Raw genomic sequence first — 26,590 nt, forward strand, 5'->3', positions numbered from 1 at the left:
CCTACTTGAGGTACTCGTCGATACGGGAGACGGACACGGCCGAGCCGTCGCGGTTGCGGAGCGAGGCCGCGATGGCCTCATCGTCCGCGGCGTGCGCCTTCTTGGAGTAGTCCAGGTGGTTCGAGATGTTGGCGCATGCCTGCAGGACCGTCTTCACCTGAGAGGTCCACACGGACACGGTGGTCTCCAGTTCGCCGCCGAGTGAGAAGCCGGCCGCCTTCAAGGATCCTGCGGCCTGCATCGTGGAGCCTTTTCCTGAGCCGTCGGCACCGGCACCGGCGCCAGCGATATCGGCCTGCTTCTGCAGCTGCCCATGCAGCAGGAAAGCCTCATGCCCCACTTCGCCCAGGTCATCCTGGTGTACGACCAGGTCGGCCTGCCCACCACCAGGTCCGCTGGTCAGCTGATTGAGGCGCATCGACACCTGGCGCTCGCCAGCGACATCTACCTTGGCCTTTTCCCATTCGTCCCACACCATGGCGCTATTTGATCATGATTGGACAGGCGAGGTAGGAGTAATGCGAGCCAGCTTTCACACATGAACAGGATGCTCTTCGGCATGGCCATGACGATGGTCGACGGCGACGGCGACGGCCAGCGGCCCGGATCGGAACCTCGACGCGCCCTGTCCCTGGTGCCCTGAATGGCGGATGGCCGAGACGGGCTGACAGGGCCGTCTCGGCCATCGGTGAGCTGGGTGTCGACCGTGTCGGCGATAGGGCTCTGAGCTGCAGCGATGGGCTGAGCGTTCCGAGAAGGGGAGCGGAGCGTTTTCGGCAGCTTCCGCGGTAAGCCTCTGACCTGGGCTTCTAGGGTTTCCGTCAAGCCCCACGAAGGCGGGGGTCATCGCGAACCGCTGACAGCCTAGCGGATCAGGCTGCTCAAGGTCGCCTCGATAGACGCGCGGTTCGGCCGGCGCCGTCCCGTGCCCTGTGAGCTGCGCGTTTCGATGATGTCGGGTGCGCGGGGCCTCGGTCGCGGCGGAACGGGGCGGCGTACGGCGACGTGGTGTCGGAGTACGCCGCCCCCGGGCGGGGCGAGTTGCGGGAGGTGGCCCGCGCTGGCATGTCGGTTACTTCGGGTCGGCGTTGAACTTGGAGGCCGACCAGAAGTAGCCGAGCACCGTCAGGCCCACGCACCAGGCGATGGCGATCCATCCGTTGTGGCCGATCTCGGTGCCGAGCAGCAGGCCGCGCAGGGTCTCGATGGCGGGGGTGAAGGGCTGGTACTCGGCGATCGGCTGGAACCAGCCCGGCATTCCGTCGACCGGGACGAAGGCGCTGGACAGGAGCGGCAGCAGGATCAGCGGCATCGCGTTGTTGCTGGCGGCCTCGGCGTTCGGGCTGATCAGGCCCATGCCGACCGCGATCCAGGTGAGGGCCAGGGCGAAGAGCACGAGCAGCCCGAATGCCGCCAGCCATTCCAGGGCCGTGGCGTTGGTGGAGCGGAAGCCGATGGCGACGGCGACGGCGCCGACGAGGACCACGCTGGCGATCGACTGCAGCACGCTGCCGATGACGTGCCCGATGAGCACCGAGCCGCGGTGGATCGCCATCGTGCGGAAGCGGGCGATGATGCCCTCGGTCATGTCGTTGGAGACGGACACCGCGGTGCCGATCGTGGTGCTGCCGATGGTCATCAGCAGGAGGCCCGGCACGAGGTAGGCGATGTACGCGGAGCGGTCGCCGCCGCCGATGCCCGCGCTCATCACGTCGCCGAAGATGTAGACGAAGAGCAGCAGCAGCATGATCGGCGTGAGCAGCAGGTTCAGCGTGAGGGACGGGTAGCGCCGCGCGTGCAGGAGGTTGCGGCGCAGCATCGTGGACGAGTCGCGCAGGGCGAGGGACAGAGAGCTCATCGGACGGACTCCTTGGACTGGGTGGGCAGGGTGGACTGGCCGGGCAGGGTGGGCCGGCCGGGCTGCGGGTCGGTGCCGGCGCCGGTGCCGGTGCCGGTGAGGGCGAAGAACACGTCGTCGAGGTCGGGGGTGTGGACGGTCAGTTCGTCGGCCTCGATGCCGACGGAGTCGAGCCGGTCGAGGAGGGCGCGCAGTTCGCGCTGGCTGCCGTCGCTGGGGATCTGCAGGGCCAGGGCCTCGTCGTCCCGGGTGGCCTGGGGCAGGGCGGTGCCGGCGGACCGGTAGGCGGCCGGGTCGGAGAAGCGGAGTCGGACGTGGCCGCCGGGGATGAGCCGCTTGAGTTCCTCGGCGGTGCCGTGGGCGGCGATCTTGCCGTCGTTGAGTACGGCGATGCGGTCGGCGAGCTGGTCGGCTTCTTCCAGGTACTGGGTGGTGAGGAAGACGGTGACGCCGTCGGCGACGAGTTCGCGGATGATCTGCCACATGTTGTGGCGGGAGCGGGGGTCGAGGCCGGTGGTGGGCTCGTCGAGGAAGATGATCCGCGGGTCGCCGACGAGGGTCATGGCGATGTCGAGGCGGCGCTTCATGCCGCCGGAGTAGGTGGAGGCGGGCTTCTTGGCGGCCTCGACCAGGTCGAAGCGCTCCAGCAGTTCGGCGGCGACACGGCGTCCTTCGCGCTTGGACAGGTGGTGCAGGTCCGCCATGAGGAGCATGTTCTCCTCGCCGGTGATCAGGCCGTCGACGGCGGAGAACTGTCCGGTGACACCGATCGCGGCGCGGACCGCCTGCGGGTCGGTGGCGAGGTCGTGGCCGCCGACGCGGATCTCGCCGGAGGCGGGGTCGGGGGAGATGAGGGTGGAGAGGATCTTGACGGCCGTGGTCTTGCCGGCGCCGTTCGGGCCGAGCAGGGAGAAGATCGTGCCTGCGGGGACGGCCAGGTCGACGCCGTCGAGCACGACCTTGTCGCCGTAGGACTTGCGCAGCCCGTTCGCCGCGATGGCCAGGTTGGTCATGAGGGGTGCTCCTTCAGGGGTTTCGGGCGAGTTGCTCGGGCGAGTCACTCGGGTGGGTCAGAGGCTGCGGGCGGTGATGTCGCCGTAGGCGGTGGTGGCGTGGATGTCGAGGCCGGCGGTGGGGCCGTCGGTGTTGGTGAGGGTGTTGTGGATCCGGCCGTAGCTGGTGTCGGCGTCGAGGGTGGCGGAGATTCCGCGGGCGGCGCCGATGGTGACGTTGCCGGCTTCGGTGTGCAGGGTGACCGTGCCGTGGACGGCTTCGGTGATGTGGAGGTCGCCCTTCTGGGTGCTGATGTGGGCGGGTCCGCCGAGTCGGCCGACGCAGATGTCGCCGGCGTGGAGGGTGAGGCGGGCGCTCGCGGTCTCGTCGAGCTTGACGGTGCCCTGCGCGCCGTCGAAGGTGACGTCTCCGAGCCGTCCGACGCCCCGGAACTCGGCGAGGGCCGTCTTCGCGTCGATACGGGAGCCGGCGGGCAGCTGGACGGTGACCTCGACGGATCCGGAGTTGCCGAGGATCCGGTTCTTCGCCGGCGCGGCCGTGATCCGCAGGACGCCCTCGCCGTACGTGACGGTGGTCTGTTCCGCCGCCTTCACGTCGCGGCCGTTCGAGGCGTTCGCGGGCAGGACCTCGACCGTGGTGTCGGCACGGTCGGCCGCGATGAACCGGATGCGTCCCGCGGGGATGTCCAGGACGGTGGCGATCGGGGCCGGGGTGTCGAACGTCTGCATGGTGCGCTCCTTGGACTCGTCGTTTCCGATGACGCAAACGCTACGTTGCGTTCAAAGATACTTCAATGGGTTCGTTGCGCTAAATCTCAATCTGTGCAGCTCAAGGCGCAGAAATCATTGCAATGGTCTGGGAAATTAATGCAACGGAGCACAGTCGTGCGTTGCAATGGATTGAAAGTGAACGCTATAGTGGAGGCATCGACGAGCACGAAGGAGACCGTGATGCCGGGAGGCAGGCTCACTCAGCAGGAACGTCAGCAGATCGCGTCGGGAGTGGCCGACGGTCTCGCCTACGCGGAGATCGCCAGGGGTCTCGACCGTCCGACCTCGACGGTCACGCGTGAGGTGATGCGCAACGGCGGCCCCGCCGCCTACCGCGCCGACCTGGCCCACCGCGCCACCGAGCACCGCACCCACCGGCGCAAGCAGACCGCACCCCGGGCAGCGGGCGCACCCCCGCAGGCCGACGGCCGCGACGCCGACGCGGTGCGCGAGTACGAGGAGACGTTCACCACCCTCCTCATGCAGTCGGGCGTGCCCAAGATGATGGCCCGCGTGCTGACCTGCCTCTACACCACCGACGCGGGCAGCCTCACCGCGTCCGACCTCGTCCAGCGCCTCCAGGTCAGCCCGGCCTCCATCTCCAAGGCCATCGCCTTCCTCGAAGGCCAGGGCCTCGTCCGCAGGGAACGCGACGAACGCCGCCGCGAGCGCTACCTGGTCGACGACGACGTCTGGTACCAGTCGATGATCGCCAGCGCCCGGTCCAACGCCGAGCTCGCGGAGACCGCACGCCAGGGCGTCGGCGTCCTCGGCCCCGACACCCCGGCCGCCATCCGCCTGGAGAACATCGCCCGCTTCCTCGACTTCGTCGGCGAGAGCATCACCCGCGCCGCGGAGCAGGCGCGCGAGATCCTCTACACGAAACCCGAAACGACCCCGGGCCACACTGCCGAGCCGAGCACGGATCGCGGATAGACACCCGCCCGACCGTGCAGCCGCCGCCCGCACCGAGCTCCGCGCCACGGGGCCCACAGGGCCACCCCCGGGGCCATCCCAGGGGGCGGGTCCACGGACGACGGTCGGCAGGCAAGAGGGGTCGGATATCGTCCCGGGGTGAAGTTCATACCCACACTCACCCGGCGGACGTCCGCCGCGCCGGTCGCCGCGCCGGTCGCCGCACCGGCCGCCACCCCAGGTGCCCGGCTCGGCTGGCTGGACGCGCTCCGCGGCATCGCCGCACTGATCGTGGCGCTCCACCACTTCGACGTGCTGCGGATGCTGCCCTTCGGGGGCATGGTCTGGCGGAACTTCGACATGGGCCTGTTCGGCGTCATGCTCTTCTTCATCGTCAGCGGCTACATCATTCCGGCCTCGCTGGAACGACGCGGTGACGTCCGCGGCTTCTGGATCGGCCGGATCTTCCGGATCTACCCGGCCCTGATCGCCGCCTTCGTTCTCTCGATCATGATGCTGCCGCCGGGGGACGGCTCGGTCGCGCTGCTGCGCACCGGCGACGACCCGGCCTCACTGGTCGCGAACGGCCTGATGCTCCAGGACCTGCTCGGCGTCATCAACGGCATGAACGTCACCTGGACGCTCTGCTACGAGATGGTCTTCTACTTCTTCGTCACCGCCCTGTTCACCCGCGGCCTGCACCGGCACAGCGGGCCGATCGCGGTGGCGCTGGCCGGCGTCGCGCTGGTGACCGGTACGGCCGTCGGCACCGGGCTCCTCAACGCGGAGCTCGGCTCGATCCGGCAGCTCCTGCTGATCGTGACGCCGCTCGTGCTCGTGGGCCTCGTCGGCGTGCTCAGCGGCAACCGCGTCCTGACCGGGGCGGGCGCCCTGCTGCTCGCCGGCGTCGGCCTGGTCCTTGTCTCGCTCAACAGCCGGGCCCCGGCCTTCGAGACCTGGATGATCTTCGCGACGATGTTCGCCGGCACCGTGGTGTACCGGGCGCAGCACGGACAGCTCGCCCGCGTCCCGGCCCTGCTCTCCTGCGGTTTCGTCGTCGTCGCGGGCGTGCTCGTCGGCTGGCTGTACAACCGGGGCGAGGCTCTGAACCAGACCTGGTCCTCGGGCTGGAAGGCCTGGTCGATCGCGTACCTCGCCGCATGGGCGCTCTTCGGTATCGGCTTCCTCCTGCGGGGGCGCCGCTTCCCGAAGGTGCTGACCTGGCTCGGCGCGATCAGCTTCTCGGTGTACCTGCTGCACATCCCGCTGCTGCGCACCGTCGAACCGCTGGTGGGCGTTCCGCCGCAGCCGTCCTCGACGCTCGGCCGGATCGTCTGGACGGCGATCTTCCTCGGCGTCGTCGTGGTCGTCAGCCACCTGATGTACCGCCTGGTCGAGATGCCGATGCAGCGCCTCGGCAAACGAGTCCACAAGGCAGCGGACCGCCGCCGCCCCCGAACCGCCGCCACGACACCGACCCCACTCGCAACCCCCGCCGAACCCGACGCGGCCCTCTCCGGCGCGTCCCGCACCTGACCTGACCTGACCTGACGGCCGGTCGGTGTGAAAGCCGGGTGAGCGGGGGCGTGGCGCTGCATAGTCTGACCATCGGTCAATTCGGATCCCGAGGAGAATCACTGATGGTCGGGTCGCGTTCCTCCTCCGCCGTCCCCTGGTGGCCGTCGCTCCGGCTCCAGGGTGCGGCCGTCGCGCCCCGCGCGCGCCTGCTGGTGTTCCCGCACTCCGGGTCCGGCCCCAACACCCTGTACCCCCTGGTCGAGGCGCTGCCCCAGCACGTGGAAGTGCTCGGACTGTCGCTGCCCGGGCGGGAGCGCCGGTTCGGCGAGCCTCCCGGCTGCCGGCTCGACCAGGTCCTGGACTCCGTGTCCGACGAGGTGCTCGGCCGTGCGCCGCTGCCCACGGTGGTCTTCGGGCACAGCCTCGGCGCGCTCCTCGCCACCCGGGCCGCGCGCCTCCTCGGCCCGCACTGCCGGGCCGCCGTCGTCAGCGGCCAGGTGCCGGGCGGGACTCCGCGCCGGGCCCATGCCACCACCACCGACCAGGACGCCGTCCGGCTGCTGCGGGAAGGCGGGGGCACGCCGGAGTGGGTCCTGCAGGATCCGGACATGCTGGACCACCTCACGCGCGTGCTGCGCGCCGACCTCGCGCTCGGCCGGGAGGCCGCGTCGGGGTTCGAGGACGTACGGCTCGACGTGCCCCTGGACGTGCTGGGCGGGACGGCGGATCCGCTGGTCCCGCACGAGCCGCTCGATGACTGGGCCGCTCACACGACCGCGGCGTGCCGGGTGCGCCGGTTCGACGGAGACCACTTCTTCCTGCTGGCCCCGGAGCACCGCGCCGAGGTCGTGGACGTCCTGCGCCAGGCCCTCGCGGGGGCCTGACGCCCGGGCGCCGGCCGGGGCGGGGAGCCGGAGAGCCACGGCGCCACGGGGCTGTGGCTCCACAGGGCCACGGGGCTACGGGCTACGGCCGGTTGATCCGGACCTGGTAGCTGCCGGTGCGCAGTTCGCCCACCACCGAGATGCTGATGCCCGCCTTCTCGTCGGTGAAGGTCTCGCCCGGCCGGAACGGCGCGTCCGAGAGCTCCGCGTGCACGTTCGGCCGCCGGGTGCAGCCGCCGCTCGCGTCCGCGCTGTCCGACACCGTCACCGGGCCGCGTCCGGTGTCCACGTCGGAGTCCACCTTGTAGATGAGGACGCCGGGCTTGCAGACGGCCTCGTCGTTCCCGGCCCGGGTCCGCACCTCCACCGCGTATCCGGCACTCTCCGACAGCGGTACGAAGGCCAGCTTCGTCCCGCCCCGCACCGACAGCGGGGACAGGACGTGGTCACTCGTGCCCGGCTTCGACGCGCAACTGATCTGCGTGCTGTCCAGCCAGCCCAGCTTCCACTTGTGCCAGCCCAACAGGTCGTTGTTGGCGCCCCAGTCCTCGCTCATGATGTCCCAGTGCCCGACCGTGCTGCCGCCGTCGGAGGTGTAGAGGTCGGGCAGTCCGAAGACGTGCCCGTTCTCGTGTGGGAGCACCCGGTAGCCGGTCTCCCGGTAGGTGCCGGAGCCGTCGTCCTGCCGGCTGTAGACGAAGGACGCGTTGGCCAGCGGCACCCCGTCGGCGACCGGCGCCTCACCGTTGCCCGAGAAGGTCACCGACAGGACGGTGTCCAGGGCGGACGGCCCGGCGTTCGGCGTGACCAGGACGTTGATCAGGTCGTACCGGCTGAAGTCCACGTCGGGGTCGGCGGCCTTCGCGATGTGCTCGGCGAGCTGCCGGTAGCCCGGCTCGTACGCGGACCCGCGCTCGATCCCGTACGCCGCGAAGGGCATCGGCATCCGCAGCCAGGTCGCTATCGGCGCCTCGGCCCGGTAGGCCAGCCGCCCGTAGGAGCTGGTGCGGAACCAGTCGGAGGTCTGGGGGAAGAACTCCGCCAGCCGGTCCATGGCCGTGCCCTCGCCCTTGGCATCGGGGAAGTCGATCATCAGGTTCAGGGCCCGGACCTCCCCGGTCGAGCGGGAGTACCCGGGAGGGGTCGGCAGGCCCTCGGACATCTGGACGCCCATCGTGCCGGCGATCCGGCAGGGCGCGAGAGCCGATTCGACGGTCGTGGCCACCGCTCCGGCCGCCGAGTTGCCGTGGCTGGATATCCCCGTGCTCGCGGTCGCCGTGACGCCGAGGGCCAGCGCGGTCAGCCCGATGAACGCGCTGGTGCGGCGTGATCTGCGTATCCGGTGGCGGGTCTGCGGCATGGAGATCGCCTTCGGGTCCGCGGCAGCCGGCCCTGTCCGGTCTGCGCTCTGTCCGATCACCCTCCGCCGGGCGCGGCGCGCCCGCGCGCCGGGAGAGGCCGAACGTGAACGGGGGTGTGACTCAGGTCACGCGGAGGAGTGAAATAACCGGGGAGTGGATCCCCGTTTGTACGTGAGTCCCGGCAAGTGGGGACCGGCTCCCCGTTTCGGCGGAGCCGACCATGAGCTCCGACCATGAACTCCGACAGTCAAGTCCGACAGTCACGTCCGATCGTGTATCGCGTGCCAGGGAGGCCCGGAATGAAGCGCCCCACCACCACGACCGCCCCGGCGGCCCCGTCCGTCCTCGGGGTGGCCGTGGGCCTGGCGGCGGCGCCCGAGGTCACGCCCGGTCTCAAGGTCGCGACCGGTCCCGAGGTCACGCCCGGTCTCAAGGTCGCGACCGGTCCCGAGGTCACGCCCGGTCCCGAGGTCACGACCGGGCCCGCGGCCACGACCGGTCCCGGCGCCCCGGCGGAGGCCGGGGCCACCGCCGGGGCGACCGGCCTCCCGCGCCCGCGCGCCGACGCCGTCCGCAACCGCGAGCGGATCCTGACGGCGGCCCGCGAGGCCTTCGTCGAGTTCGGCGCCGCGACCCCGTTCGACGAGGTGGCCCGCCGGGCCGGCATCGGAAACGCCACCCTCTACCGGCACTTCCCCGACCGGCCCACGCTCGTCCGCCAGGTCGTGCTCTTCACGATGGGCCGGGTCACGGCCTCCGCCGAGGGCTCCCTCGCCGAGGAGCCGGACGCCTTCGCCGCGCTGTGCCGCTTCACGCACACCGCCGCCGACGAGCGGATCGGCGCCCTGTGCCCCGCGCTCGCCGACGACTTCGACCGGGAGCACCCCGAACTCATCGCGGCGCGCACCGCGTTGGAGACGGCCGTCGAGACCCTGCTGACCGCCGGCCAGGACGCCGGACTGGTCCGCACGGACATCGGTATCGGCGACCTGATGGTCGCCCTGTCCCAGCTCAGCCGCCCTCTGCCCGGCACCGCCTGCCTCGACACCGACCGCTTCGCCCACCGTCATCTGCAGCTCTTCCTCGACGGGTTGCGGGCTCCGGCCCGCTCCGAACTCCCGGGTTCGGCAGCCACCTTGGAAGACCTGCGGCAGAAAACCATGTGACGCACCACATGCCTACGAAGTAGCCTTTTTCAGTCATTCCGCACAGTGAAGTGGGTACCCCCATGTCAAAAACAGCCGCGCCTGCGCCGCTGGCTGCCGATCCCAGCCGCTGGAAGGCACTCGTCTTCATAGCCCTGGCCCAGTTGATGGTCGTCCTCGACGCGACCATCGTGAACATCGCCCTGCCCTCCGCCCAGACCGACCTGGGCATCTCGGACGGCAACCGCCAGTGGGTCATCACCGCGTACGCGCTGGCCTTTGGCGGACTGCTCCTCTTCGGCGGCCGCATCGCCGACAAGTGGGGCCGCAAGAACGCCTTCGTCGTCGGCCTCATCGGCTTCGCCCTGGCCTCCGCGCTCGGCGGCGCCGCGAACGGCGAGGCCATGATGCTCGGCGCCCGTGCCCTCCAGGGTGCCTTCGGCGCACTGCTCGCACCGGCGGCCCTGTCGCTGCTCGCGGTCATGTTCACCGACGCCAGGGAGCGCGCCAAGGCCTTCGGCATCTACGGTGCGATCGCGGGCGGCGGCGGCGCCGTCGGCCTGATCCTCGGCGGCTTCCTCACCGAGTACCTGAACTGGCGCTGGACCTTCTTCGTCAACATCCCGTTCGCGATCGTCGCGGCCGTGGGTGCCTGGCTGGTCATCCGTGAGCCCGCCGGCTCCCGCAACCGCGCCCCGCTGGACATCCCCGGCGTGGTCCTGTCCACCCTGGGTCTCGTCGCCCTCGTGTACGGCTTCACCCGCGCCGAGTCCGAAGGCTGGTCGGACGGCCTGACCGTGGGCATGTTCGTCGGCTCGGCGGTCCTGCTGGCGGCCTTCGTCCTCGTCGAGGCCCTGGTGAAGTCCCCGCTGCTGCCGCTGCGCGTCCTGCTGGAGCGCAACCGCGGCGGTGTCTACCTCTCGCTCGGCCTGGCCGTCATCGCGATGTTCGGCCTGTTCCTCTTCCTCACCTACTACCTCCAGATCGTGAAGGGCTTCTCGCCCGTCAAGACCGGCTTCGCCTTCCTGCCGATGATCGCGGGCATGATCCTGGGCTCGACGCAGATCGGCGCCCGCCTGATGACCCGCGTCGCGCCGCGCCTGCTGATGGGCCCGGGCTTCCTCGTCGCCGCCGCAGGCATGCTGATGCTGACCCAGCTGGAGGTCGGGTCCTCGTACCCGGCGCTGATCCTGCCGGCGCAGCTGCTGCTCGGCCTCGGCATGGGCACGGCGTTCATGCCCGCCATGTCCCTGTCCACGCACGGGGTGAACCCGGCCGACGCCGGAGTCGCCTCCGCCATGGTCAACACCTCGCAGCAGGTCGGCGGGGCCATCGGCACCGCGCTGCTGAACACCATCGCCGCCTCGGCGACGACCGCGTACCTGGCCGACCATGCGGCCGAGGCCGCGGCGGGCGGCGCGGCCGGGCAGCTGATCCAGGCGCAGGCCGCGGTCGAGGGCTACGCCTCCGCCATCTGGTGGGCGGTCGGCATCCTGGTCGCCAGCTCGGCCATCGCCCTGACGCTGATCAACACCGGCCGTCCGAACATGGGCGGCCCGGTGGCCTCCGGTTCCGCCGAGGGCGTCGACCTCAAGGTCCCGGTGATCGCCCACTGACGGCGGCGCCCGCACGGGAATGACTGATCACCCCGCTTGGTTCAAATTTGAACCAAGCGGGGTTAGTCTTTTCACGGCAGCCCTGCACCGACCACGGAGGAGCGCCCCATGACCCCGGCCCCCGCACCCATGACTCCGCCGGGCGCGATCCCGCCGATCCCGCAGGGGACCCGCATGCCGGCGCTCTACCTCAGCCACGGGGCGCCACCGCTCGCGGACGACGCGCTCTGGCCGGGCGAACTGGCCGCCTGGTCCGCCGGGCTGCCCCGCCCCACGGCGATCCTGATGGTCTCCGCCCACTGGGAGGAGGCCCCGCTCGCCCTCGGCGCAACCGAACCGGCCCCGCTCGTCTACGACTTCTGGGGCTTCCCCGAGCGCTACTACCAGGTCCGCTACGAGGCTCCGGGCGCCCCGGACCTCGCCGCCTCGGTCCGGTCGCTGCTACGGGCCCCCGGCACCCCGGTCCAGGACATCCCGGACCGCGGCCTGGACCACGGGGCGTACGTCCCGCTGGTGGAGATGTTCCCGGAGGCCGACATACCGGTGCTCCAGATATCCATGCCGACCCTGGATCCGCGCCGCCTGATGGACATCGGCCGCAAGCTGGCGCCCCTGCGCGACGAGGGCGTCCTCATCGTCGGCAGCGGCTTCTTCACCCACAACCTGGCCGCGCTGCGGCACCCGGGCCCGGGCGTCCCCGCCTGGTCCGCCGAATTCGACGCGTGGGGCCACGAGGCGCTGGCCTCCGGCGACCTGGACTCCCTGCTCGACTTCGAGACCAAGTCCCCGTCGGGCCGCCTCGCCCACCCCCGTACGGAACACTTCGCCCCGCTCTTCGTCACACTCGGCGCCGCGGAGGCCACCGGCGACCTGACCACCCGCCGCGACCCGGTCACCGGCTTCTGGATGGGCCTCTCGAAACGCTCCCTGCAGTTCGGCTAGGCCGTCCGGCCCGGCCCGGTGATGTCTTCCCCGATCGTGAACCCCTTGGCGGGGCCCTCGGGGATGGTGACCGTGGTGCCGTAGGCCACTCGGACCTCGTCGTCGTAGACGGCTTGGTCCGGATCGGGGGTGGTGAGCACGGTGACCATGCCGAGTTCGTCGTGATCGTCGATCAGAACGTAGACGGGAATGCCCGCGCGCGCGTAGGCCCGCCGCTTGCGGACCCGGTCGCGGGACACGCTGTCGCGCCCGGGGGAGACGACCTCGACGACCAGTTCCACGGCCGAGGCCTTGATGCCGATCCCGTCCTCGGTGACGTGCTCCGGGGTGTCCCTCGGCGCGATGAAGACGTCGGGGATCAAGACCTTGCGGCCGTGGATGACGTTCATGTCCTGCCGGGCGGCGTAGTCGCTCCCGGCCAGGAACAGTACGAGCCCGTCACGCAAATCGTTGGCGGTCCTGCCGTGTGAGTACCGACCGGTGGGCGACACTTCGATGGACCCCTCGATGATCTCTGCGCGGAAGCCCTCGGGGAGTTTCTCGACTGCGGCCTGCCATGCGAGCCACAGGGCCTCGTCCAGTTCTGAAGACGGGGTGGCGGCCTCGGGGGCGGACTCATTGGCAAGAGCGGTCATGGGTGCAGCACCTCCTCCTCAAGTGTGGGCGTCGCCGACCGGGTGGCACAAGCGACGCCCCGACGCTACGGAGGTGCCGTCCCGTGCCGCCGGGATATGCCACGACCTCACCCGGACGGGTGGCCGTGGCCCGGACCCAGCCGCTTCTCGTACCACCGGACGTCCCAGTAGCGGCCGAACTTCCAGCCCGCCTCCGTGAACTCCCCGATCCGTCGGAAGCCGAAGCGTTCGTGGAGGCGGACCGAGGCCTCGTTCGGGAGCGCGATCCCCGCGAAGGCGCGGTGCACCCGCTCCTCGGCCAGCGCCGCGAAGAGTGCGTCGTAGAGCAGCGTGCCGATGCCCCGGCCGACCGCGTGCGGGGCGAGATAGACGCTCGCCTCCACCGACGTGGCGTAGGCCGGTTTGGGGCGGAACGGGCCGCTTGTGGCGTATCCGGCTATTGCATCGCCCGTCCAGGCAACCAGAAGCCGGTGGGGACCGTCTTCAGGGTGGGAGCGCAGCCAAGGGCGGCGCTGTTCCGGAGTGAAGACGGCCGTGTCGAACGTGACGGCCGTCTCACGGACGTAGTGGTTGTAGAGGTCCGTGAGTGGGGCCAGATCGGCCTCCGCTCCGGGTCTGACCTGCACCTCTTCGGGTTTCTGAGCCATTCGCGCCCCTCTCGTGGCGGGGCAGGATACTGCAAGATCTCGGAAAAGAGGGAACAGCGTGGGAATTCTGTCCCGATTCCAGTCGTTGTTTCCTTCGGAAGCGGGCACTCGGGAGAGTGTCCGCAGGATGCGTCACCGCGCCGCCGGTGGCCGTCCGACCGCCGCACCGCGACCGAACTCATCGCAAGGGAGCACGCATGGCAACCCGCGCCGTCGCCCGTCGTAAGTCCACGAGCAGCGCACGCGCTGAGGGCGGGGAGATCGCAGACCGCGACCTGGTCGGCATGTACCTGGACGAGATCGCGCGCACCCCGCTGCTCGACGCCGCCAAGGAAGTGGAGCTCTCCCAGATCATCGAGGCGGGCGTGTACGCCCAGCAGATCCTCGACGGCGCGATAGAGCGCGACGGGGACACCCCGGCCCGCGAGGAGCTGGAGGCGCTGGCCGCCGACGGCGCTCGCGCCAAGGAAGTCTTCATCCGCTCGAACCTCCGCCTCGTCGTGGCCGTCGCCCGCCGCTACCCGCGCAGCGGCCTGCCGCTCCTCGACCTGGTCCAGGAGGGCAACGCCGGCCTGGTCCGCGCGGTCGAGAAGTTCGACTACGCCAAGGGCTTCAAGTTCTCCACGTATGCCACGTGGTGGATCCGCCAGGCGATCACCCGCTCCATTGCGGACCAGTCCCGCACCATCCGCCTCCCCGTCCACCTGGTCGAGGAACTCGGCCGGATCCGCCGAGTCCAGCGCGAGTTCAACCGCGAGAACGGCCGCGACCCGGAGCACGCCGAGGTCGCCGCCGAGCTGGACACGACGGAGAAGCGCGTCGGCGACGTCCTGGACTGGGCGCGCGACCCGGTCAGCCTCAACATGGCGGTCGACGACAACGGCGACACCCAGTTCGGTGACCTCCTGGAGGACACCTCGGCGATCTCGCCCGAGCAGTCCGTGCTCTCGCTGCTGCGCAGCGAGGAGCTGGAGGACCTGCTCGGCAAGCTCGACCAGCGCACCGCGTCCATCATCAAGATGCGGTACGGCATCGACGACGGCCGCGAGCGGACGCTGACCGAGGTCGGCAAGCAGCACGGCCTGACCCGCGAGCGGATCCGCCAGATCGAGAAGCACGCCCTGCTGGAACTGAAGCGGATGGCGCGCGACACGGGCTTCGACGCGGTGGCCTGACGCGGCCCGCAGCCCCCTGTACGAGCCCCGGTGCCTATCCCCCCAGGCGCCGGGGCTCCCCCTGTCCCGGGGTCGGGCCAGGGGTCCCGGGGCCAGGCCGAAAGATCGGGGCTCCGCCCCGGACCCCGCGCCTCAAACGCCGGCGAGGCTGTATTTCAGCCCCGGCTACGGCGCCGCAGCCGCCGTCAGGCGGGCGGCCAGCGCGGCGGCGGCGCTCGCCAGGGAGTCCGGCCCCCGCACCGTGAACGGCAGCCCCGTCAGCGCCAGCCGCGCCACCATCCACTCCGGGGCATCCGCGCTCTCGAAGCGCACCGAGGTCTGAGCTCCCCCGCCCGGGAGGGCCGCGCTCCGCAGCCACTCCGGCAGCTCCGCCGCCCCCGCCGCGAACGTCACCTCCACCAGGTACGTCTGCTTCTCCCCGCCCCGCAGCCCCCGCCGTACGAAGTCCTCCGCGTCCATCGGCAGCTCCCGCGGCGCGAACCGGGCCCCCGTCGCGAAGGCCTCGTCCACCCGGTCCACCCGGAAGGTCCGCCAGTCCTCCCGCTCCAGGTCGTAGGCGACCAGGTACCACCGGCTCCCCGTGCTCACCAGCCGGTACGGCTCCACCTGCCGCCGCGACTCCGCCCCGTCCCCCGCCCGGTACGCGAACCGCAGCCGCTCCCGCCCCGCCACCGCCGACGCCATCGTCGTCAGCGTCCGCGGGTCCACGCTCGACCCGTCCCCCCGCGTCAGCGCGATCGTGGCCGTCTGCAGCGCGCCGACCCGGTGCCGCAGCCGCGAGGGCAGCACCTGCTCCAGCTTCGCCAGGGCCCGTACGGAAGCCTCCTCGACCCCCTCGATCGCATGCCCGGCCCCCGCCCGCAGCCCCACCGCGATCGCCACGGCCTCCTCGTCGTCCAGGAGCAGCGGCGGCATCGCCGCCCCCGCCACCAGCCGGTAGCCGCCCTCGGCCCCCAGCGTGGCCTCCACCGGGTAGCCGAGGTCCCGCAGCCGCTCGATGTCGCGGCGGATGGTCCGCGGGCTGACCTGCAACCGCTGCGCCAGCTCGCTTCCGGGCCATTCGCGCGGGGTCTGGAGGAGGGACAGCAGGGAGAGCAGCCGTGCCGGGGTGTCGGTCATGGAATCCAGGTTGCCAGCGAAATAGGACACCGACTGACCTACATCCCGTCTAGGTTTCTCTCCATGACCACCGAGACGTCCCAGACATCGCCCGAAAGAGAGAACGGGCCCGTACAAGAAGAGCGGAACGACGTAGCCCACGACGCACCCAGTTCAACCGCCGACCGCCGCCGCTGGCTGGCGCTCGCCATCGTGATGACCGCGGCCTTCATGGACCTGGTCGACGTCACGATCGTCAACATAGCGATACCCAGCATGCGCGAGGGCTTCGGCGCGTCCCCCAGCGCGATCCAGTGGATCACCGCGGGCTACGCCCTCGCCTTCGCCGCCGGCCTGATCACCGGCGGCCGTCTCGGTGACATCTACGGCCGCAAGCGCCTCTTCCTCCTCGGCATCGCCGGCTTCACCGTCGCCTCGCTGCTCTGCGGCATCGCCGCGAACCCGGGCATGCTCGTCGCCTCCCGCCTCCTCCAGGGCGCCATGGCCGCGCTGATGGTCCCGCAGGTGCTGGCGATCATCCACGTCACCTTCCCTCCGCAGGAGCGCGGCAAGGTCTTCGGCATGTTCGGCGCGATCGTGGGCCTCGGCGCCGTCTCGGGCCCGATGCTCGGCGCGCTGCTCACCGAGTGGAACCTCTTCGGACTCGAATGGCGCCCGATCTTCCTGATCAACCTGCCCGTCGGCATCGCGGGCGTGATCCTGGGCCGCAAGTTCATCAGTGAGTCCAAGGCCCCCAAGGCCCTGCGCCTGGACCTCGTCGGCGTCGTCCTCGCCACTCTCGCCATGGTCATGCTGATCTTCCCGCTGACGGAGGGCCGCGAGAACGGCTGGCCGCTGTGGGGCTTCGTCTGCATGGGCGCGGTGCCGTTCGTCTTCGCGGGCTTCATCGCCTACGAGAAGCACAAGATCAAGAAGGACGGCTCCCCACTCGTCGAGCTCTCCCTCTTCAAGGTCAAGAGCTTCGCCGGCGGCATCGCCGTCCAGCTCACCTTCGGCATCGCGACCGGCATCTTCTTCCTGGTCTGGACGATGTACATGCAGATGGGCCTCGGCTGGAGCGCCCTGCGCGCCGGCACCACCGGCATCCCGTTCTCCATCGCCGTCTCGGCCGCCGCGGGCATCTCGGTCGGGAAGCTCGTCCCGCGGTTCGGCCGCAAGGTGCTCCAGGCCGGTGCGCTGATCATGGCCGCGGGCCTGCTCCTCTACATCTGGGAGTCCGAGCACTACGGCATGGGGATCGCCTCCTGGCAGATGGCCGCCCCGCTGGTCCTCATGGGCATCGGCATGGGCCTGATCGTGGCCCCGCTCAACGACACCACGCTGTCCGAGGTGCCGCGCCAGGACGCCGGCTCGGCCTCCGGGCTGATCAACACCACCGGGCAGATGGGCAACGCGCTGGGTCTCGCCCTGACCTCCGTCGTCTTCTTCGGGCTGATGGACGACGACAAGGTCTACGGCCCGCCGTACGTCGAGGCCTTCCGCGGTGCGCTGTGGTGGGTCGTGGCCGTCCTGATCGTGATCTTCGCGGTGATGTTCCTGATGCCGCGCAAGCCGATCCCGATCGAGCAGCGCGAGGGCGCCGCCGAGCACGCGGAGCGCACCGATCCGGCCGTCGAGAAGGCCCCGGTCGCCTAGATCGCGTTCGCCCGCAGCAGCGGGACAGGACACGGACATGCCCGCCCCTCTTGGGTGGGCATGTCCGTTTTTCTTTGTTTTCGTCCTCAAGTGGGCGTACGGTGGGGCGAAGCCACAGATTCGGGCATGGAACGGACGTAAACCCACATGTACGCACCGGAGCGCCGCCAGGAGATCCTCCACCTCGCCCGCGAGGCGGGCAGTGTCGACGTGCTCTCCCTCGCCGAGCGGTTCCAGGTCACCGCCGAGACCGTACGCCGCGACCTCACCGCCCTCGACCGGGCCGGCCTGCTCCGCAGGGTGCACGGCGGGGCCATCCCGGCGGGCCGCCTCGCCTTCGAGCCGGACCTCACCGAGCGCGAGGCCACCGCGGCCGACGAGAAGGACCGCATCGCGGCCGCCGCACTGTCCCGCCTCCCCGACGGCGGCAGCATCGTCCTCGACGCGGGCAGTACGGTCGCCCGCCTGGCGGCCGCCGTTCCCGTCGACGTCGCGCTCACCGTGGTCACCCACGCGCTGCCCGTCGCCGCCCGGCTCGCCGACCACACCGGCATCGACCTCCACCTCGTCGGCGGCCGCGTCCGGCACCGCACCCGCGCCGCCGTCGACGCGTGGGCGCTGCGTGCGTACGCCGAGATCCACGCCGACATCGCCTTCCTCGCGACGAACGGCTTCTCGGCCGAGGGCGGCCTGACCACCCCCGACCTCGCCGAGGCGGCCGTCAAGCGCGCCGCGATGGCCGCCGCCCGCCGCGTCATCCTCCTCGCCGACTCCGCGAAGGCGGGCCAGGAGCACTTCGCGCGCTTCGGCTCCTTCGCCGACGTCGACCTGCTCATCACGGACACGGGGCTCGCCCCCGCTCACCAAGCGGCGATCGAGGCCGCCGGTACGGAAGTTGTGCTCGTATGATCCTGACCGTCACGCCCAACCCCTCCCTCGACCGGACCCACGAGGTCCCCTCGCTGGACCGAGGCCGGGTGCTGCGCGCCACCGGCGACCAGGTCGACCCCGGGGGCAAGGGCGTCAACGTCTCCCGCGCGGTGGCCGCCGCGGGTGTCCGTACGACCGCGGTCCTCCCGCTCGGCGGCGCCCCCGGCATCCTCCTCGCCGAACTCCTGGGCCTGCAGGGCGTGGACGTCACGGCCGTCTCGATCGCCGGCCAGACCCGCTCGAACATCTCCCTCGCCGAACCGGACGGCACCCTCACCAAGATCAACGCACCCGGGCCTGAACTCTTCCCGGAGGAATCCGCCCTCCTCCTGGAGACGGTCCGCACCTCCTGCGCCGAAGCGGCCTGGATCGCCTGCTGCGGCAGCCTCCCGCGCGGACCCGAACCCCGGTGGTACGCCGACCTGGTCGCCCTCGCGCACGCCGCGGGCGCCCGCATCGCCCTCGACACCTCGGGCCCGGCGCTGCTGGCGGCGCTGCCGGCCCGCCCGGAAGTGATCAAGCCGAACGTGTCCGAGCTGGCGGAGGCCGTGGGCCGCCCGCTGCCCACCCTGGGGGACGTGGTCAAGGCCGCCGAAGAGCTGCGCACGCTGGGCGCGGGGGCCGTACTGGCCTCCCTCGGCGCGGACGGCCAGCTCCTGGTCTCCGCGGAGGGCACCTTCCACGGCACCGCCCCGGCCCCGGTGGTCCGCAGCAACGTCGGCGCGGGCGACGCCTCCCTGGCCGGTTTCCTGATCGCGGGAGGCACCGGCCCGGACGCGCTCTCCGCGGCCCTGGCCCACGGCGCGGCCGCGGTCCAACTGCCCGGCAGCGCCATGCCCACCCCCGCGGACCTGCGCCCGGACCAGGTCACCCTCACCCAGGACCTGCCCCTGGACCTCCCGCTCCGCGACGCGGCGACGGCGGCCTTCGGGCCGTGAGGCGGCCGGAGCGCTAAGCCGCCAGGCCGCGGCCTGATCCGGATCCGGAACGCCAGGCCCGTCTTCGTTCACCCCGGCGGCAGTGTCACCGCACGCGGGCGCGGCTCTCCATGGCTCCGCGCGCGGCCCCCTCGCTCTCGTACACCTCGCACATGTGCCGTCCGTCGGGCGTGGCCGTGTGCTCGACCTCCCACAGGCTGACCTCGGTCCCGTCCAGCAGCACGAAGGCGTGCTCGTACAGGCTGAAGCCGGCGTCCCGCCCGTCCGACAGGCACTGCCGCGCACCGAACGCCTGCGTGATCTGGTGCCCGTACGCCGAGCGCAGCAGCGTCGCCAGCGGCTCGCCCGGCCGGTCCGCGTTCTCCGCACGGCGCAGCACCCGCCGGGCGTGGTCGGCGGACTGCTCCACCGTGTACTCCCGGTGCCGCTGCACCGGAGCCGACGCCGCGAACAGCGCGCTCAGCACCGCCGCGTCGTTCTCCGGCTCCTCGTCGCCGGGGAGCAGCACCGGATCCAAAGTCGCCCCGGCGGCGGACTCGCCGAACAGCCGGGCCACGGCCAGCGAGGTCTCCGCCTTGCTCGCGAAGACCTCGTGCCGGACCGTCCGGTCGTCCTCCAGCCGGTAGGCCAGCTCCCACAGCGAGACCGAACCGCCGTCGGTCAGCAGGTAGGTGTGCCGGTGGGTCTCCCGCCAGATCCCCGTCGCCGGGCTGTGGTGGGTGGTGTAGAGCGAAGAGCTGTGGGCGAGCGCCGTGCCGAGGCGCTCGACCAGCCTGTCGGGCAGGTCGAAGGAGTTCAGGGCGCGGCCGAGGAGTCGGTCGAGGTGCGCCTCGGTTGTCTCGTACGGATCGCTCAAGGTGGGTCTCCAGGCCGTCGCAGCTTGTCACTTCGCGGAAGCTCAACGTAACCCCTGGCTCTGACATCACGTCCGGGGTTCGGTAAAACGTCCGGGAAGCATCGGAGGTTCCCGCCACCCCTTCAGGTCAACTTGCATACGAATGAGCACGGTTGGGTCTGTTCTGGGAGGGAGCGCGGGACTATGGGCCACATGGCAACGAATACAGTGGGCGTTCCCCGCCAGCAGAGACGGCTCGACACTCGGCCCGAGGGCGAACGGGAAGCCGTACCCAAGGGGTTGGCCTGGCTGCTGGCCCTCACCGGCGCGGCCGGGCTGCTGGCCTCCTGGGTGATCACCCTCGACAAGTTCCTCCTGCTGGAGGACCCGGACTTCAAGCCCGCCTGCAGTCTCAACCCGGTCGTCTCCTGCGGCAGCGTGATGGAGAGCGAGCAGGCGGCGGCCTTCGGGTTCCCCAACCCCATGCTGGGGCTGGTCGCGTACGCCGTCGTGGTCTGCGTCGGCGCGGGCCTGCTGGCCGGCGCCCGCTACCGCGGCTGGTTCTGGCTCGGACTGAACGCCGGCACGCTGTTCGGCGTCGGCTTCTGCAGCTGGCTGATGGTCCAGTCGCTCTACGAGATCAACGCGCTCTGCCTGTGGTGCTGCCTGGCCTGGCTGGCGACCCTGCTGATGTTCTGGGCGGTCACCGCGCACAACGTCCGTACGCGCGTCCTGCCCGCCCCCGGCCCGCTGCGGGGCTTCTTCACCGAGTTCGGCTGGGCTCCGCCCGCCCTGCACACCGGAGTGATCGGGATGCTGATCCTCACCCGGTGGTGGGACTTCTGGACCGGCTGAGCGCCGACCGTGCGGGGGGTGCCTCCCGGCGGTAGCGGGGCGGGGGAACGGGCGAGGGCCCCGGCGGCTGGACGCTGCCGGGGCCCTCGTCACCTCACTCCACGGGCGCAGGGAGTGGAAGTCAGCTGCCGACGGAGGCGTTGCCGGAGAGGATCGGGATGTTGCTGAGGATGTGCGAGAGCGGCTCGTCACCCTTGGCCTGGGTGGAGTTCTCGGTGCACTGCTGGTTCTGCGGGTTGGACAGGACGTTGATGTCCTGGACACCGATGTTGAGCGCGCCGATCAGCGACTGGGCGTTGACCTTCGCCGGCAGGCCGATGCAGGGCTTGTTCAGGGTCCCCTGGACCAGGCCGAGCTGCGGGCTCAGGTCGCCGTGGGTCTTCTGGTTGCCGTAGATCTGCTGGGCGCCGTTGCCGTTGACGGTGTTGATTCCGTTGTCGTTGCCGATGGCCATGGCCGGGGCCGCGGCGGCGGCGCCTGCGCCGACCGCAACGGCGGTGACGGCGGCGGCGGTCATGAACTTCTTGATCATTTTGATCCCTTTGTCGCACGAGTGCCCGCTGACGGAGCGTCCTGGTCAACTGCCCCGTCGGCGTTTGGTTCCGGGCCTTCACTCAAACGGCCTGCGGGGGCAGAGGATTTCTCCGGCCCGGTGAGCGGCCTCCGGACGCCTGCGCGAAGCCCGTACGCGTCCCGCTGTCACTCAAGGTGCGGTTGCGCTCCGTGCGAGCTGTTCGCACGGTGGGTGAGTAAGCGGATCGTTCGGGTCCGTTTGCGTGTCGCCACCACGAAGGAACCCCCATGCACCGCACGAAGCCGTTCCGCGCCCGCATCCTCGTCCCCTCGGCCCTCGCCGTCGTCATATTGTCCGGCGCTGCCGCCCCCGCGAGCGCCCTCGACGACGGGTCCCGTGCGGTGCCTTCCCGAGAAGGCGCCGCACGGGCGGCCGCGGCCGGACCCGTCGACGACCTGATCAACGGCATCCTCGACCAGATCAAGGCCCTCCTGCCGCCCGGCGTCAGCCTGCCGGACATCACGATCCCGGAGATCACGCTCCCCGACATCCAGTTGCCTGACATCCAACTGCCTGACATCCAACTGCCGGACATCCAGCTGCCGGAGATCCCCGGGGTGGAACTCCCGGCGATCCCGGGCGTGGAGCTGCCCGCGATCCCTGGGCTGGTGCCGCCCGCGCTGCCCGAACCTGCCCCGCCGGCGGAACTGGTGCCGGAGGTCCCCGAGGTCCCCGAGATCCCGGAGATCCCGGAGATTCCCGGCCTTCCGTAGGGCCGGGGTGGCCGGAACCCGTCGGATGGTTACGACAATTGAGCCGAACAGGTCTGTTCGTGCGCGAGGCCGTGTCGTCATGGAAGGGTGGGCCGTTTCGCTCGGTGTGAGCCCCGGATCGGGGCAGAACGTCGAACAGAAGGTGCACTTCCCATGAACTCTGCCAAGAAGGCCGCTCTGGTCCTGGCCACCGCTGGTCTCGCTGCGGCCGGTGCCGCCGGTTCCGCCGTCGCCGACTCGTCGGCCGAGGGCGCGGCCGTGGGTTCCCCCGGCGTCCTCTCCGGCAACCTGGTCCAGGTCCCGGTTCACGTTCCGGTCAACCTCTGCGGCAACACCGTGAACATCATCGGTGCGCTGAACCCCGCGTTCGGCAACCACTGCTTCAACGACTGACGTCGGCTGCACAACCGACTGTGGGCGCCCCGGCCTTGCCGGTGGCGCCCACAGTCGTGTCGGCCGGAGTCCGGCCGGGGTGGTTCAGCGCTGGCCGCCGTTCAGCTGCACACCACCGAGCAGCGGGGACGCCTGGGTGGCGCCGTTCGCGAGGCCGAGCGCGGTGCCGGGCGCGTCGTTGCGGACCTTGTTGACCTTCTGGGCCGCGCCCACGACCTTGTCGACGGTCCCGCCCTGCTCGGCCAGGCCGTTGCCCACGGTCTGCGGAAGCGACTCGGTGACGGGTCCGACCGCGTTCAGCGTCTCCGTCACCCCGCCGGTCAGGCTCATGGGAGGCATCGCGGCCGTGGGCTCGGCGGCGAAGGCGGTGGCGGAGGCGCCGAGGGCGGCGACGGAGCCGGCGACGACAGCGGCGACCTTCGTGAGCTTCATTATCGAAATCCTCTTCTTTTCGTGGGCAGAGGCGTCAGCGGCGACCGTCGCGCCGCTTTCGCCCTGGGTAACGATTCCCCGCCGCTGCGGAAACGCGAACGCGTGCGCGGTGCGGAACGGGGGCATGACAGCGGCCGGAGAATCCGACGAGGGATTCTCCGGCCGATATTTCTTCCGATTACCGGTAATGCCGGTCAGGCGATGCGCGAGCGCCGGTACAGAATGGCGCCGCCCAGGATCAGGGCCGTGGCGAGGGCCGCCGCGGCCGCGGGCTGACCCGCTCCGGTCTCGGCCAGCACGGGCGCGCTCACGTGCGCCGGAGCCGGGACCTGTGCCGGGGCGGGTACGGGTGCCGGGGCGGGTGCCGGAACCGGGGCGGGTGCCGGAGCCGGGGGCAGGTGGACGGGGGTGTCACCGGCGGGGCCGGCCGGCGGCTGGTCCGCGGGAGGTACGACCTCGGGTACCGGGGCCGGGTGTTCCACGGGCTGGCTTCCGTGCGGCGGCCGCGGCGCGGGGGCCTCCTCGGCCGGGGCTTCCGGTGCCGGGGCGGGGGCCTCCTGGACCGGCTCCGGGTGGGGCAGCGGGGCGGGGTGCTCCTCCGCGGGCTCCGGCATCGGGTGCGGCCGGTCGGGCGCGGGCGGAGTGTGGTCCTGCGGCGGAGTCGGCGCGGACCCGGGGTGGTCGTCGCACTCCTCCTCCTTGGTCTCCTCCTCGCCGTGGCCGCCGTAACCGCCCTCGTGGCGCGGCTCCTCGTGGCGCGGCTTCGCGTGCCGCGGCCCCTGGGGCCGGGATGCCTCGGGCCGGGCCTCCTCGTGGCGCCGCGACTCCTGGCGCTGCTCCGGCACGGCGTGCCGGCCCTGGCGCTCCTCGAGGTAGCGTTCGAAGGCCTCGGCGTTCTCCGGGCTGAGATGGCGCCCGTAGCCGTGGCCGTCGTCGGTGTGCGAGCCGGTCGTGGTGGCACACGTGTTCCCCATCGCAGGGTTGAGCGCCGCCCCGCCGTCCACGCTGTTGCCGCACACGTTCGGTGCGAAGGTGACCGGTACCGAGATGCTGTTGCCGGCCAGCACGCCCGGCGAATGCGAGGCCTCGGCCGTCGCCCCGGTGTGTGCGTAGGCCGCGCCGGTCGCGATCGACAGCAGACTCGACGCGGCCGCCGCCGTGAGCATCCCCTTGCCCAGTACCTGTCGGCTCAGTACCTGTCGCATGGGTCCTTCCCTGTCTACCGGCGCTGCGGCCGGTCTGGAATCGAAGGTGGCCCCGGAGTGCACCGCCGTGCACTCCGAGGCCACCCCGAGGAGGTTTGCCCTGGTGGGCGCAAGCGCTTCGTCAGTGGTTGATGCAGACGTTGCCGAACGAGGGGTTCAGCAGCGCGGCGACGTTGACGGTGTTGCCGCACAGGTTGATCGGGATGTTGACCGGCACCTGAACGTTGTTGCCGGACAGGGCGCCGGGGGAACCCGCGGCCTTGCCCGCGGCACCCGCGTCGGCCATGGCGGGGGAGGCGGCACCGGCTGCCATCAGCGCGCCGGCGGCCAGCACCACTGCCTTCTTGTACGTCATTTTGATTTCGATCCTTCCCGCAGGGGCGTATCCACTGCAGAATTAACAACGACTGGTCCGAGAAAAGGAAACCGCACATTTTCGGCGGCCTTCCGGCAATTCACCCCAATGCCCGGCTCGAATTCGGGGCGGCCGGCTGATTCGCGCCGTTGATTTCCGTCGGCGCGTGGAAGCCGGGCTCCACACGCGGCGAGGCCGCCGCGACCCGAAGGTGCGACGGCCTCGCCGGCGGGGCCTCGGTCAGCTGCCGTTGGAGACGTTGCCGGACAGGACCGGGATGTTGCTGAGGATGTGCGAGAGGGCCTCGTCGCCCTTCGCCTGCGTGGAGTTCTCGGTGCACTGCTGGTTCTGCGGGCTGGACAGGACCGGGATGTCCTGGACGCCGACGTTGACCAGGGCGAGCACGGACTGCACGTTGGCCTTCGCGGGGAGGGCGATGCAGGGCTTGTTGAACGAGCCCTGGATCAGCGCCATTTGCGGGCTCATGTTGCCGTACGTGGCCTGGTTGCCGTAGATCTGCGCGGAGTTGTTGCCGTTGACGCTGCTGACGCCGTTGTCGTTCCCGATGGCCATCGCCTGCGGCGCCATGGCGGCACCGATGCCCACGACCGAGGCGGCAACCGCGGCCGAGGCCATCATCTTCTTGATCATTGTCGTCCCTTTTTTGCAGGATTGCCCGGTACTGGAGCACCCGGATCAACGGGCATACCCCGGTTCGGGTTGCGTGACTTCACCCGGATGCAGGCGTTTCACGCGGTGCGGTTGACGCTCGGGCGTTCATCGGGGTGCCGGCGGGGCCTGGAGCAGATCGCCGCCCGGGATGCCGGGGGACTCGCCGACGGACATCTCCGCATTTCCATTCGGTTCGAACAATGGTCCACCCCATAACGACCCGCCCGTTGCGAGGGTGCCTGCCATCGCCCAAAAGGCCGTACGAGCGAGTCCGGCGTGATTTCCAGCCTGATTTCTGACAAAGTTCACTCCTGTTTTGTCCCCTTGATCGAAAATGGAGACAGGGTCATGGGTTCCTCCCGCAGAATCCTCGGCACGCTCGGTCTGCTGTCCTGCCTCACGCTTTCTGTGAACGTGCCCGCGGCGGGGGCCGCGGCCCCCGCACCGAAGGAGTCGCCCCGAGTTCCCTTCACGCAGCGTTACCAAGCCGTGCAGCACGGCGGGCTCGTCCGCGCCTCCAACTCCGGCATCAGCTGCCGCAAGGAGGAGGCTCCGCAGGCCGAGCCGTGCGCCGAGGTCAAGCGGGGCGCGGCCGGGGTCAACAGCGACTTCGAGATGTTCTACAGCGAGGTCGACAAGGATCCGGACACCTACAACTCCACCCGGGCCGAGCTCAAGGTCCCGCAGGGCGCGAAGGTCTCGTACGCCCGCCTGTACTGGGGCGGGAACCTGCGGGTGGGCGAGCAGAAGCCGCCGGAGGACAACGGCCGGGTGCTGGTCGCCGAGCCGGGCGGCGCCTACAAGGAGGTCCTCGCCGACACGGTCATGGGCCACCGCACGGACGCGGGCAGCGACGCCTACCAGGCCTCCGCCGACGTGACCCCGCTGGTCCGCAAGGGCGGCGCCGGGATGTGGACGGTCGCCCAGCTCAACATCGCCATGGGCCACTCCGAGGTGGGGGCCTGGGGCGGATGGACGCTGGTCGTCGCCTACGAGCACCCGCAGGAGCCGATGCGCCGGATCTCCGTGTGGGACGGCTTCGAGGGGCTGGCCGCCCGCGCCGGCGACGGAACGGTCGGGCTCACCGGCCTGGACGCGCCACCGGGGTCCGCCGGCCGGGTCGGGGTGGTCGCGTACGACGGGGACCGGGGCACCCTCGGGGACTCACTCACCGTGACGGCCGACAGTGGGCGCCGGGTGAGCCTCAGTGACGGAGAAAATCCTTTTAATGATGTTATGAATTCCACGATCACGGAATTCGGCAGTCAGTCGTTCGTGCGACAGCCCGAACATGTGAATAATCTCGGATATGACGCGGACGTGTTCGACCTGAGTCCCGTCCTGTCCGGAGGTGCCCGCAGTCTGAGCTTCAGGTTCACGGGCGAAAGTCAGGGTCATTTCCTCGGTGTGCTCTTCGTTCAGACAGACGCGCGCCGCTGAACGCAGGAGACCAA

28 protein-coding genes are annotated in these 26,590 nt (G+C 70.7%); 14 read left to right on the forward strand and 14 right to left on the reverse strand.

All coding sequences use genetic code 11. The features are described from left to right. Position 1: 1 nt before the first annotated feature. The 4 genes from OG534_RS21315 to OG534_RS21330 all read right to left on the reverse strand — a co-directional run bounded on the left by OG534_RS21315 (position 2) and on the right by OG534_RS21330 (position 3,600). Positions 2-478, reverse strand: a complete 477-nt coding sequence (locus OG534_RS21315; RefSeq protein WP_326589839.1) for a hypothetical protein — start codon at positions 476-478, stop codon at positions 2-4. Positions 479-1,072: 594 nt separating this feature from the next. Further along, complete coding sequence (locus OG534_RS21320; protein ID WP_326589841.1) at positions 1,073-1,858, reverse strand: ABC transporter permease; 786 nt, start codon at positions 1,856-1,858, stop codon at positions 1,073-1,075. Then, positions 1,855-2,871, reverse strand: coding sequence for an ATP-binding cassette domain-containing protein (locus tag OG534_RS21325; RefSeq protein WP_326589843.1), 1,017 nt, complete (start codon positions 2,869-2,871; stop codon positions 1,855-1,857). Before OG534_RS21325 ends, OG534_RS21320 begins: the two co-directional genes overlap by 4 nt. 57 nt (positions 2,872-2,928) lie before the next feature. Further along, positions 2,929-3,600 (reverse strand): DUF4097 family beta strand repeat-containing protein, encoded by a 672-nt coding sequence (locus OG534_RS21330; RefSeq protein ID WP_326589844.1) that lies wholly within the window; start codon positions 3,598-3,600, stop codon positions 2,929-2,931. A gap of 222 nt (positions 3,601-3,822) precedes the next feature. On the opposite strand from OG534_RS21330, the gene OG534_RS21335 reads away from it, so the two are divergent. From OG534_RS21335 to OG534_RS21345, 3 genes are all read left to right on the forward strand, one after another. Next, positions 3,823-4,578 (forward strand): GbsR/MarR family transcriptional regulator, encoded by a 756-nt coding sequence (locus tag OG534_RS21335; protein WP_326589846.1) that lies wholly within the window; start codon positions 3,823-3,825, stop codon positions 4,576-4,578. A gap of 138 nt (positions 4,579-4,716) precedes the next feature. Next, a complete protein-coding gene (locus tag OG534_RS21340) occupies positions 4,717-6,093 on the forward strand; it encodes an acyltransferase family protein (protein ID WP_326589847.1) in 1,377 nt (458 codons plus the stop codon). A gap of 104 nt (positions 6,094-6,197) precedes the next feature. Next, entirely contained in the window at positions 6,198-6,959 is a 762-nt protein-coding gene (locus OG534_RS21345; RefSeq protein ID WP_326589848.1) for a thioesterase II family protein, read from the forward strand. A gap of 82 nt (positions 6,960-7,041) precedes the next feature. Here the strand turns inward: OG534_RS21345 and OG534_RS21350 are convergent, their stop codons facing one another. Beyond that, complete coding sequence (locus OG534_RS21350) at positions 7,042-8,319, reverse strand: M6 family metalloprotease domain-containing protein (RefSeq protein WP_326589849.1); 1,278 nt, start codon at positions 8,317-8,319, stop codon at positions 7,042-7,044. 363 nt (positions 8,320-8,682) lie between these two features. Between OG534_RS21350 and OG534_RS21355 the strand changes: the two genes are divergently transcribed. From OG534_RS21355 to OG534_RS21365, 3 genes are all read left to right on the forward strand, one after another. Then, positions 8,683-9,486 carry a TetR/AcrR family transcriptional regulator gene (locus OG534_RS21355; protein ID WP_442807235.1) on the forward strand — a complete coding sequence of 268 codons (804 nt, stop codon included), beginning with the start codon at positions 8,683-8,685 and terminating at the stop codon, positions 9,484-9,486. Positions 9,487-9,548: 62 nt separating this feature from the next. Continuing rightward, positions 9,549-11,081 carry an MFS transporter gene (locus tag OG534_RS21360; protein WP_326589850.1) on the forward strand — a complete coding sequence of 511 codons (1,533 nt, stop codon included), beginning with the start codon at positions 9,549-9,551 and terminating at the stop codon, positions 11,079-11,081. Between the two features lie 129 nt (positions 11,082-11,210). Beyond that, positions 11,211-12,023, forward strand: coding sequence for a dioxygenase family protein (locus OG534_RS21365; RefSeq protein ID WP_326593740.1), 813 nt, complete (start codon positions 11,211-11,213; stop codon positions 12,021-12,023). Here OG534_RS21365 and OG534_RS21370 read toward each other — a convergent pair. Continuing rightward, complete coding sequence (locus OG534_RS21370; RefSeq protein WP_326589851.1) at positions 12,020-12,658, reverse strand: Uma2 family endonuclease; 639 nt, start codon at positions 12,656-12,658, stop codon at positions 12,020-12,022. The genes OG534_RS21365 and OG534_RS21370 overlap by 4 nt on opposite strands. A 107-nt stretch (positions 12,659-12,765) precedes the next feature. Next, a complete protein-coding gene (locus tag OG534_RS21375; RefSeq protein WP_326589852.1) occupies positions 12,766-13,305 on the reverse strand; it encodes a GNAT family N-acetyltransferase in 540 nt (179 codons plus the stop codon). A 197-nt stretch (positions 13,306-13,502) separates the two neighbouring features. Between OG534_RS21375 and OG534_RS21380 the strand changes: the two genes are divergently transcribed. Beyond that, a complete protein-coding gene (locus OG534_RS21380) occupies positions 13,503-14,480 on the forward strand; it encodes a sigma-70 family RNA polymerase sigma factor (RefSeq protein WP_326589853.1) in 978 nt (325 codons plus the stop codon). Between the two features lie 165 nt (positions 14,481-14,645). On the opposite strand, the gene OG534_RS21385 is transcribed toward OG534_RS21380, so the two are convergent. Next, positions 14,646-15,599, reverse strand: a complete 954-nt coding sequence (locus OG534_RS21385; RefSeq protein WP_326589854.1) for a helix-turn-helix transcriptional regulator — start codon at positions 15,597-15,599, stop codon at positions 14,646-14,648. A gap of 63 nt (positions 15,600-15,662) precedes the next feature. Here OG534_RS21385 and OG534_RS21390 point away from each other — a divergent pair, with 63 nt between their 5' ends. The 3 genes from OG534_RS21390 (at position 15,663) to pfkB (ending at position 19,102) form a co-directional block, all read left to right on the forward strand. Further along, positions 15,663-17,234, forward strand: coding sequence for an MFS transporter (locus OG534_RS21390; RefSeq protein ID WP_326589856.1), 1,572 nt, complete (start codon positions 15,663-15,665; stop codon positions 17,232-17,234). Positions 17,235-17,381: 147 nt separating this feature from the next. Then, the gene (locus OG534_RS21395) at positions 17,382-18,143 is read left to right on the forward strand and encodes a DeoR/GlpR family DNA-binding transcription regulator (protein ID WP_326589857.1); all 762 of its coding nucleotides are present in this window, start codon (positions 17,382-17,384) and stop codon (positions 18,141-18,143) included. After that, positions 18,140-19,102, forward strand: a complete 963-nt coding sequence (gene pfkB / locus OG534_RS21400) for a 1-phosphofructokinase (protein ID WP_326589858.1) — start codon at positions 18,140-18,142, stop codon at positions 19,100-19,102. The genes OG534_RS21395 and pfkB overlap by 4 nt, the downstream gene beginning before the upstream one ends. Before the next feature lie 85 nt (positions 19,103-19,187). On the opposite strand, the gene OG534_RS21405 is transcribed toward pfkB, so the two are convergent. Further along, the gene (locus OG534_RS21405; RefSeq protein WP_326589859.1) at positions 19,188-19,958 is read right to left on the reverse strand and encodes a DUF6227 family protein; all 771 of its coding nucleotides are present in this window, start codon (positions 19,956-19,958) and stop codon (positions 19,188-19,190) included. A gap of 192 nt (positions 19,959-20,150) precedes the next feature. On the opposite strand from OG534_RS21405, the gene OG534_RS21410 reads away from it, so the two are divergent. Beyond that, positions 20,151-20,792: a vitamin K epoxide reductase family protein gene (locus OG534_RS21410; protein ID WP_326589860.1), complete on the forward strand. Its 642-nt coding sequence runs from the start codon at positions 20,151-20,153 to the stop codon at positions 20,790-20,792. A gap of 121 nt (positions 20,793-20,913) precedes the next feature. On the opposite strand, the gene OG534_RS21415 is transcribed toward OG534_RS21410, so the two are convergent. Further along, positions 20,914-21,324: a rodlin gene (locus tag OG534_RS21415; RefSeq protein ID WP_326589862.1), complete on the reverse strand. Its 411-nt coding sequence runs from the start codon at positions 21,322-21,324 to the stop codon at positions 20,914-20,916. Positions 21,325-21,593: 269 nt separating this feature from the next. On the opposite strand from OG534_RS21415, the gene OG534_RS21420 reads away from it, so the two are divergent. Together OG534_RS21420 and OG534_RS21425 are read left to right on the forward strand one after the other, a co-directional pair. Beyond that, on the forward strand, positions 21,594-22,079 hold the full coding sequence (locus tag OG534_RS21420) for a hypothetical protein (RefSeq protein WP_326589863.1): 486 nt from the start codon (positions 21,594-21,596) through the stop codon (positions 22,077-22,079). Positions 22,080-22,232: 153 nt separating this feature from the next. Beyond that, complete coding sequence (locus tag OG534_RS21425; protein ID WP_326589864.1) at positions 22,233-22,472, forward strand: chaplin; 240 nt, start codon at positions 22,233-22,235, stop codon at positions 22,470-22,472. Positions 22,473-22,556: 84 nt separating this feature from the next. Here the strand turns inward: OG534_RS21425 and OG534_RS21430 are convergent, their stop codons facing one another. From OG534_RS21430 to OG534_RS21445, 4 genes are all read right to left on the reverse strand, one after another. Further along, on the reverse strand, positions 22,557-22,904 hold the full coding sequence (locus tag OG534_RS21430; RefSeq protein ID WP_326589866.1) for a hypothetical protein: 348 nt from the start codon (positions 22,902-22,904) through the stop codon (positions 22,557-22,559). Positions 22,905-23,098: 194 nt separating this feature from the next. Beyond that, entirely contained in the window at positions 23,099-24,109 is a 1,011-nt protein-coding gene (locus OG534_RS21435) for a chaplin (RefSeq protein WP_326589868.1), read from the reverse strand. A gap of 121 nt (positions 24,110-24,230) precedes the next feature. Continuing rightward, positions 24,231-24,464, reverse strand: a complete 234-nt coding sequence (locus tag OG534_RS21440) for a chaplin (RefSeq protein WP_326589870.1) — start codon at positions 24,462-24,464, stop codon at positions 24,231-24,233. Between the two features lie 240 nt (positions 24,465-24,704). After that, the gene (locus tag OG534_RS21445; RefSeq protein WP_326589871.1) at positions 24,705-25,115 is read right to left on the reverse strand and encodes a rodlin; all 411 of its coding nucleotides are present in this window, start codon (positions 25,113-25,115) and stop codon (positions 24,705-24,707) included. 297 nt (positions 25,116-25,412) lie between these two features. On the opposite strand from OG534_RS21445, the gene OG534_RS21450 reads away from it, so the two are divergent. Further along, on the forward strand, positions 25,413-26,576 hold the full coding sequence (locus OG534_RS21450; protein ID WP_326589873.1) for a DUF3344 domain-containing protein: 1,164 nt from the start codon (positions 25,413-25,415) through the stop codon (positions 26,574-26,576). The last annotated feature ends 14 nt before the right edge of the window (positions 26,577-26,590 follow it).

Origin of the sequence: Streptomyces sp. NBC_01294 (genome assembly GCF_035917235.1) — a bacterium.
GTDB lineage: Bacteria > Actinomycetota > Actinomycetes > Streptomycetales > Streptomycetaceae > Streptomyces > Streptomyces caledonius.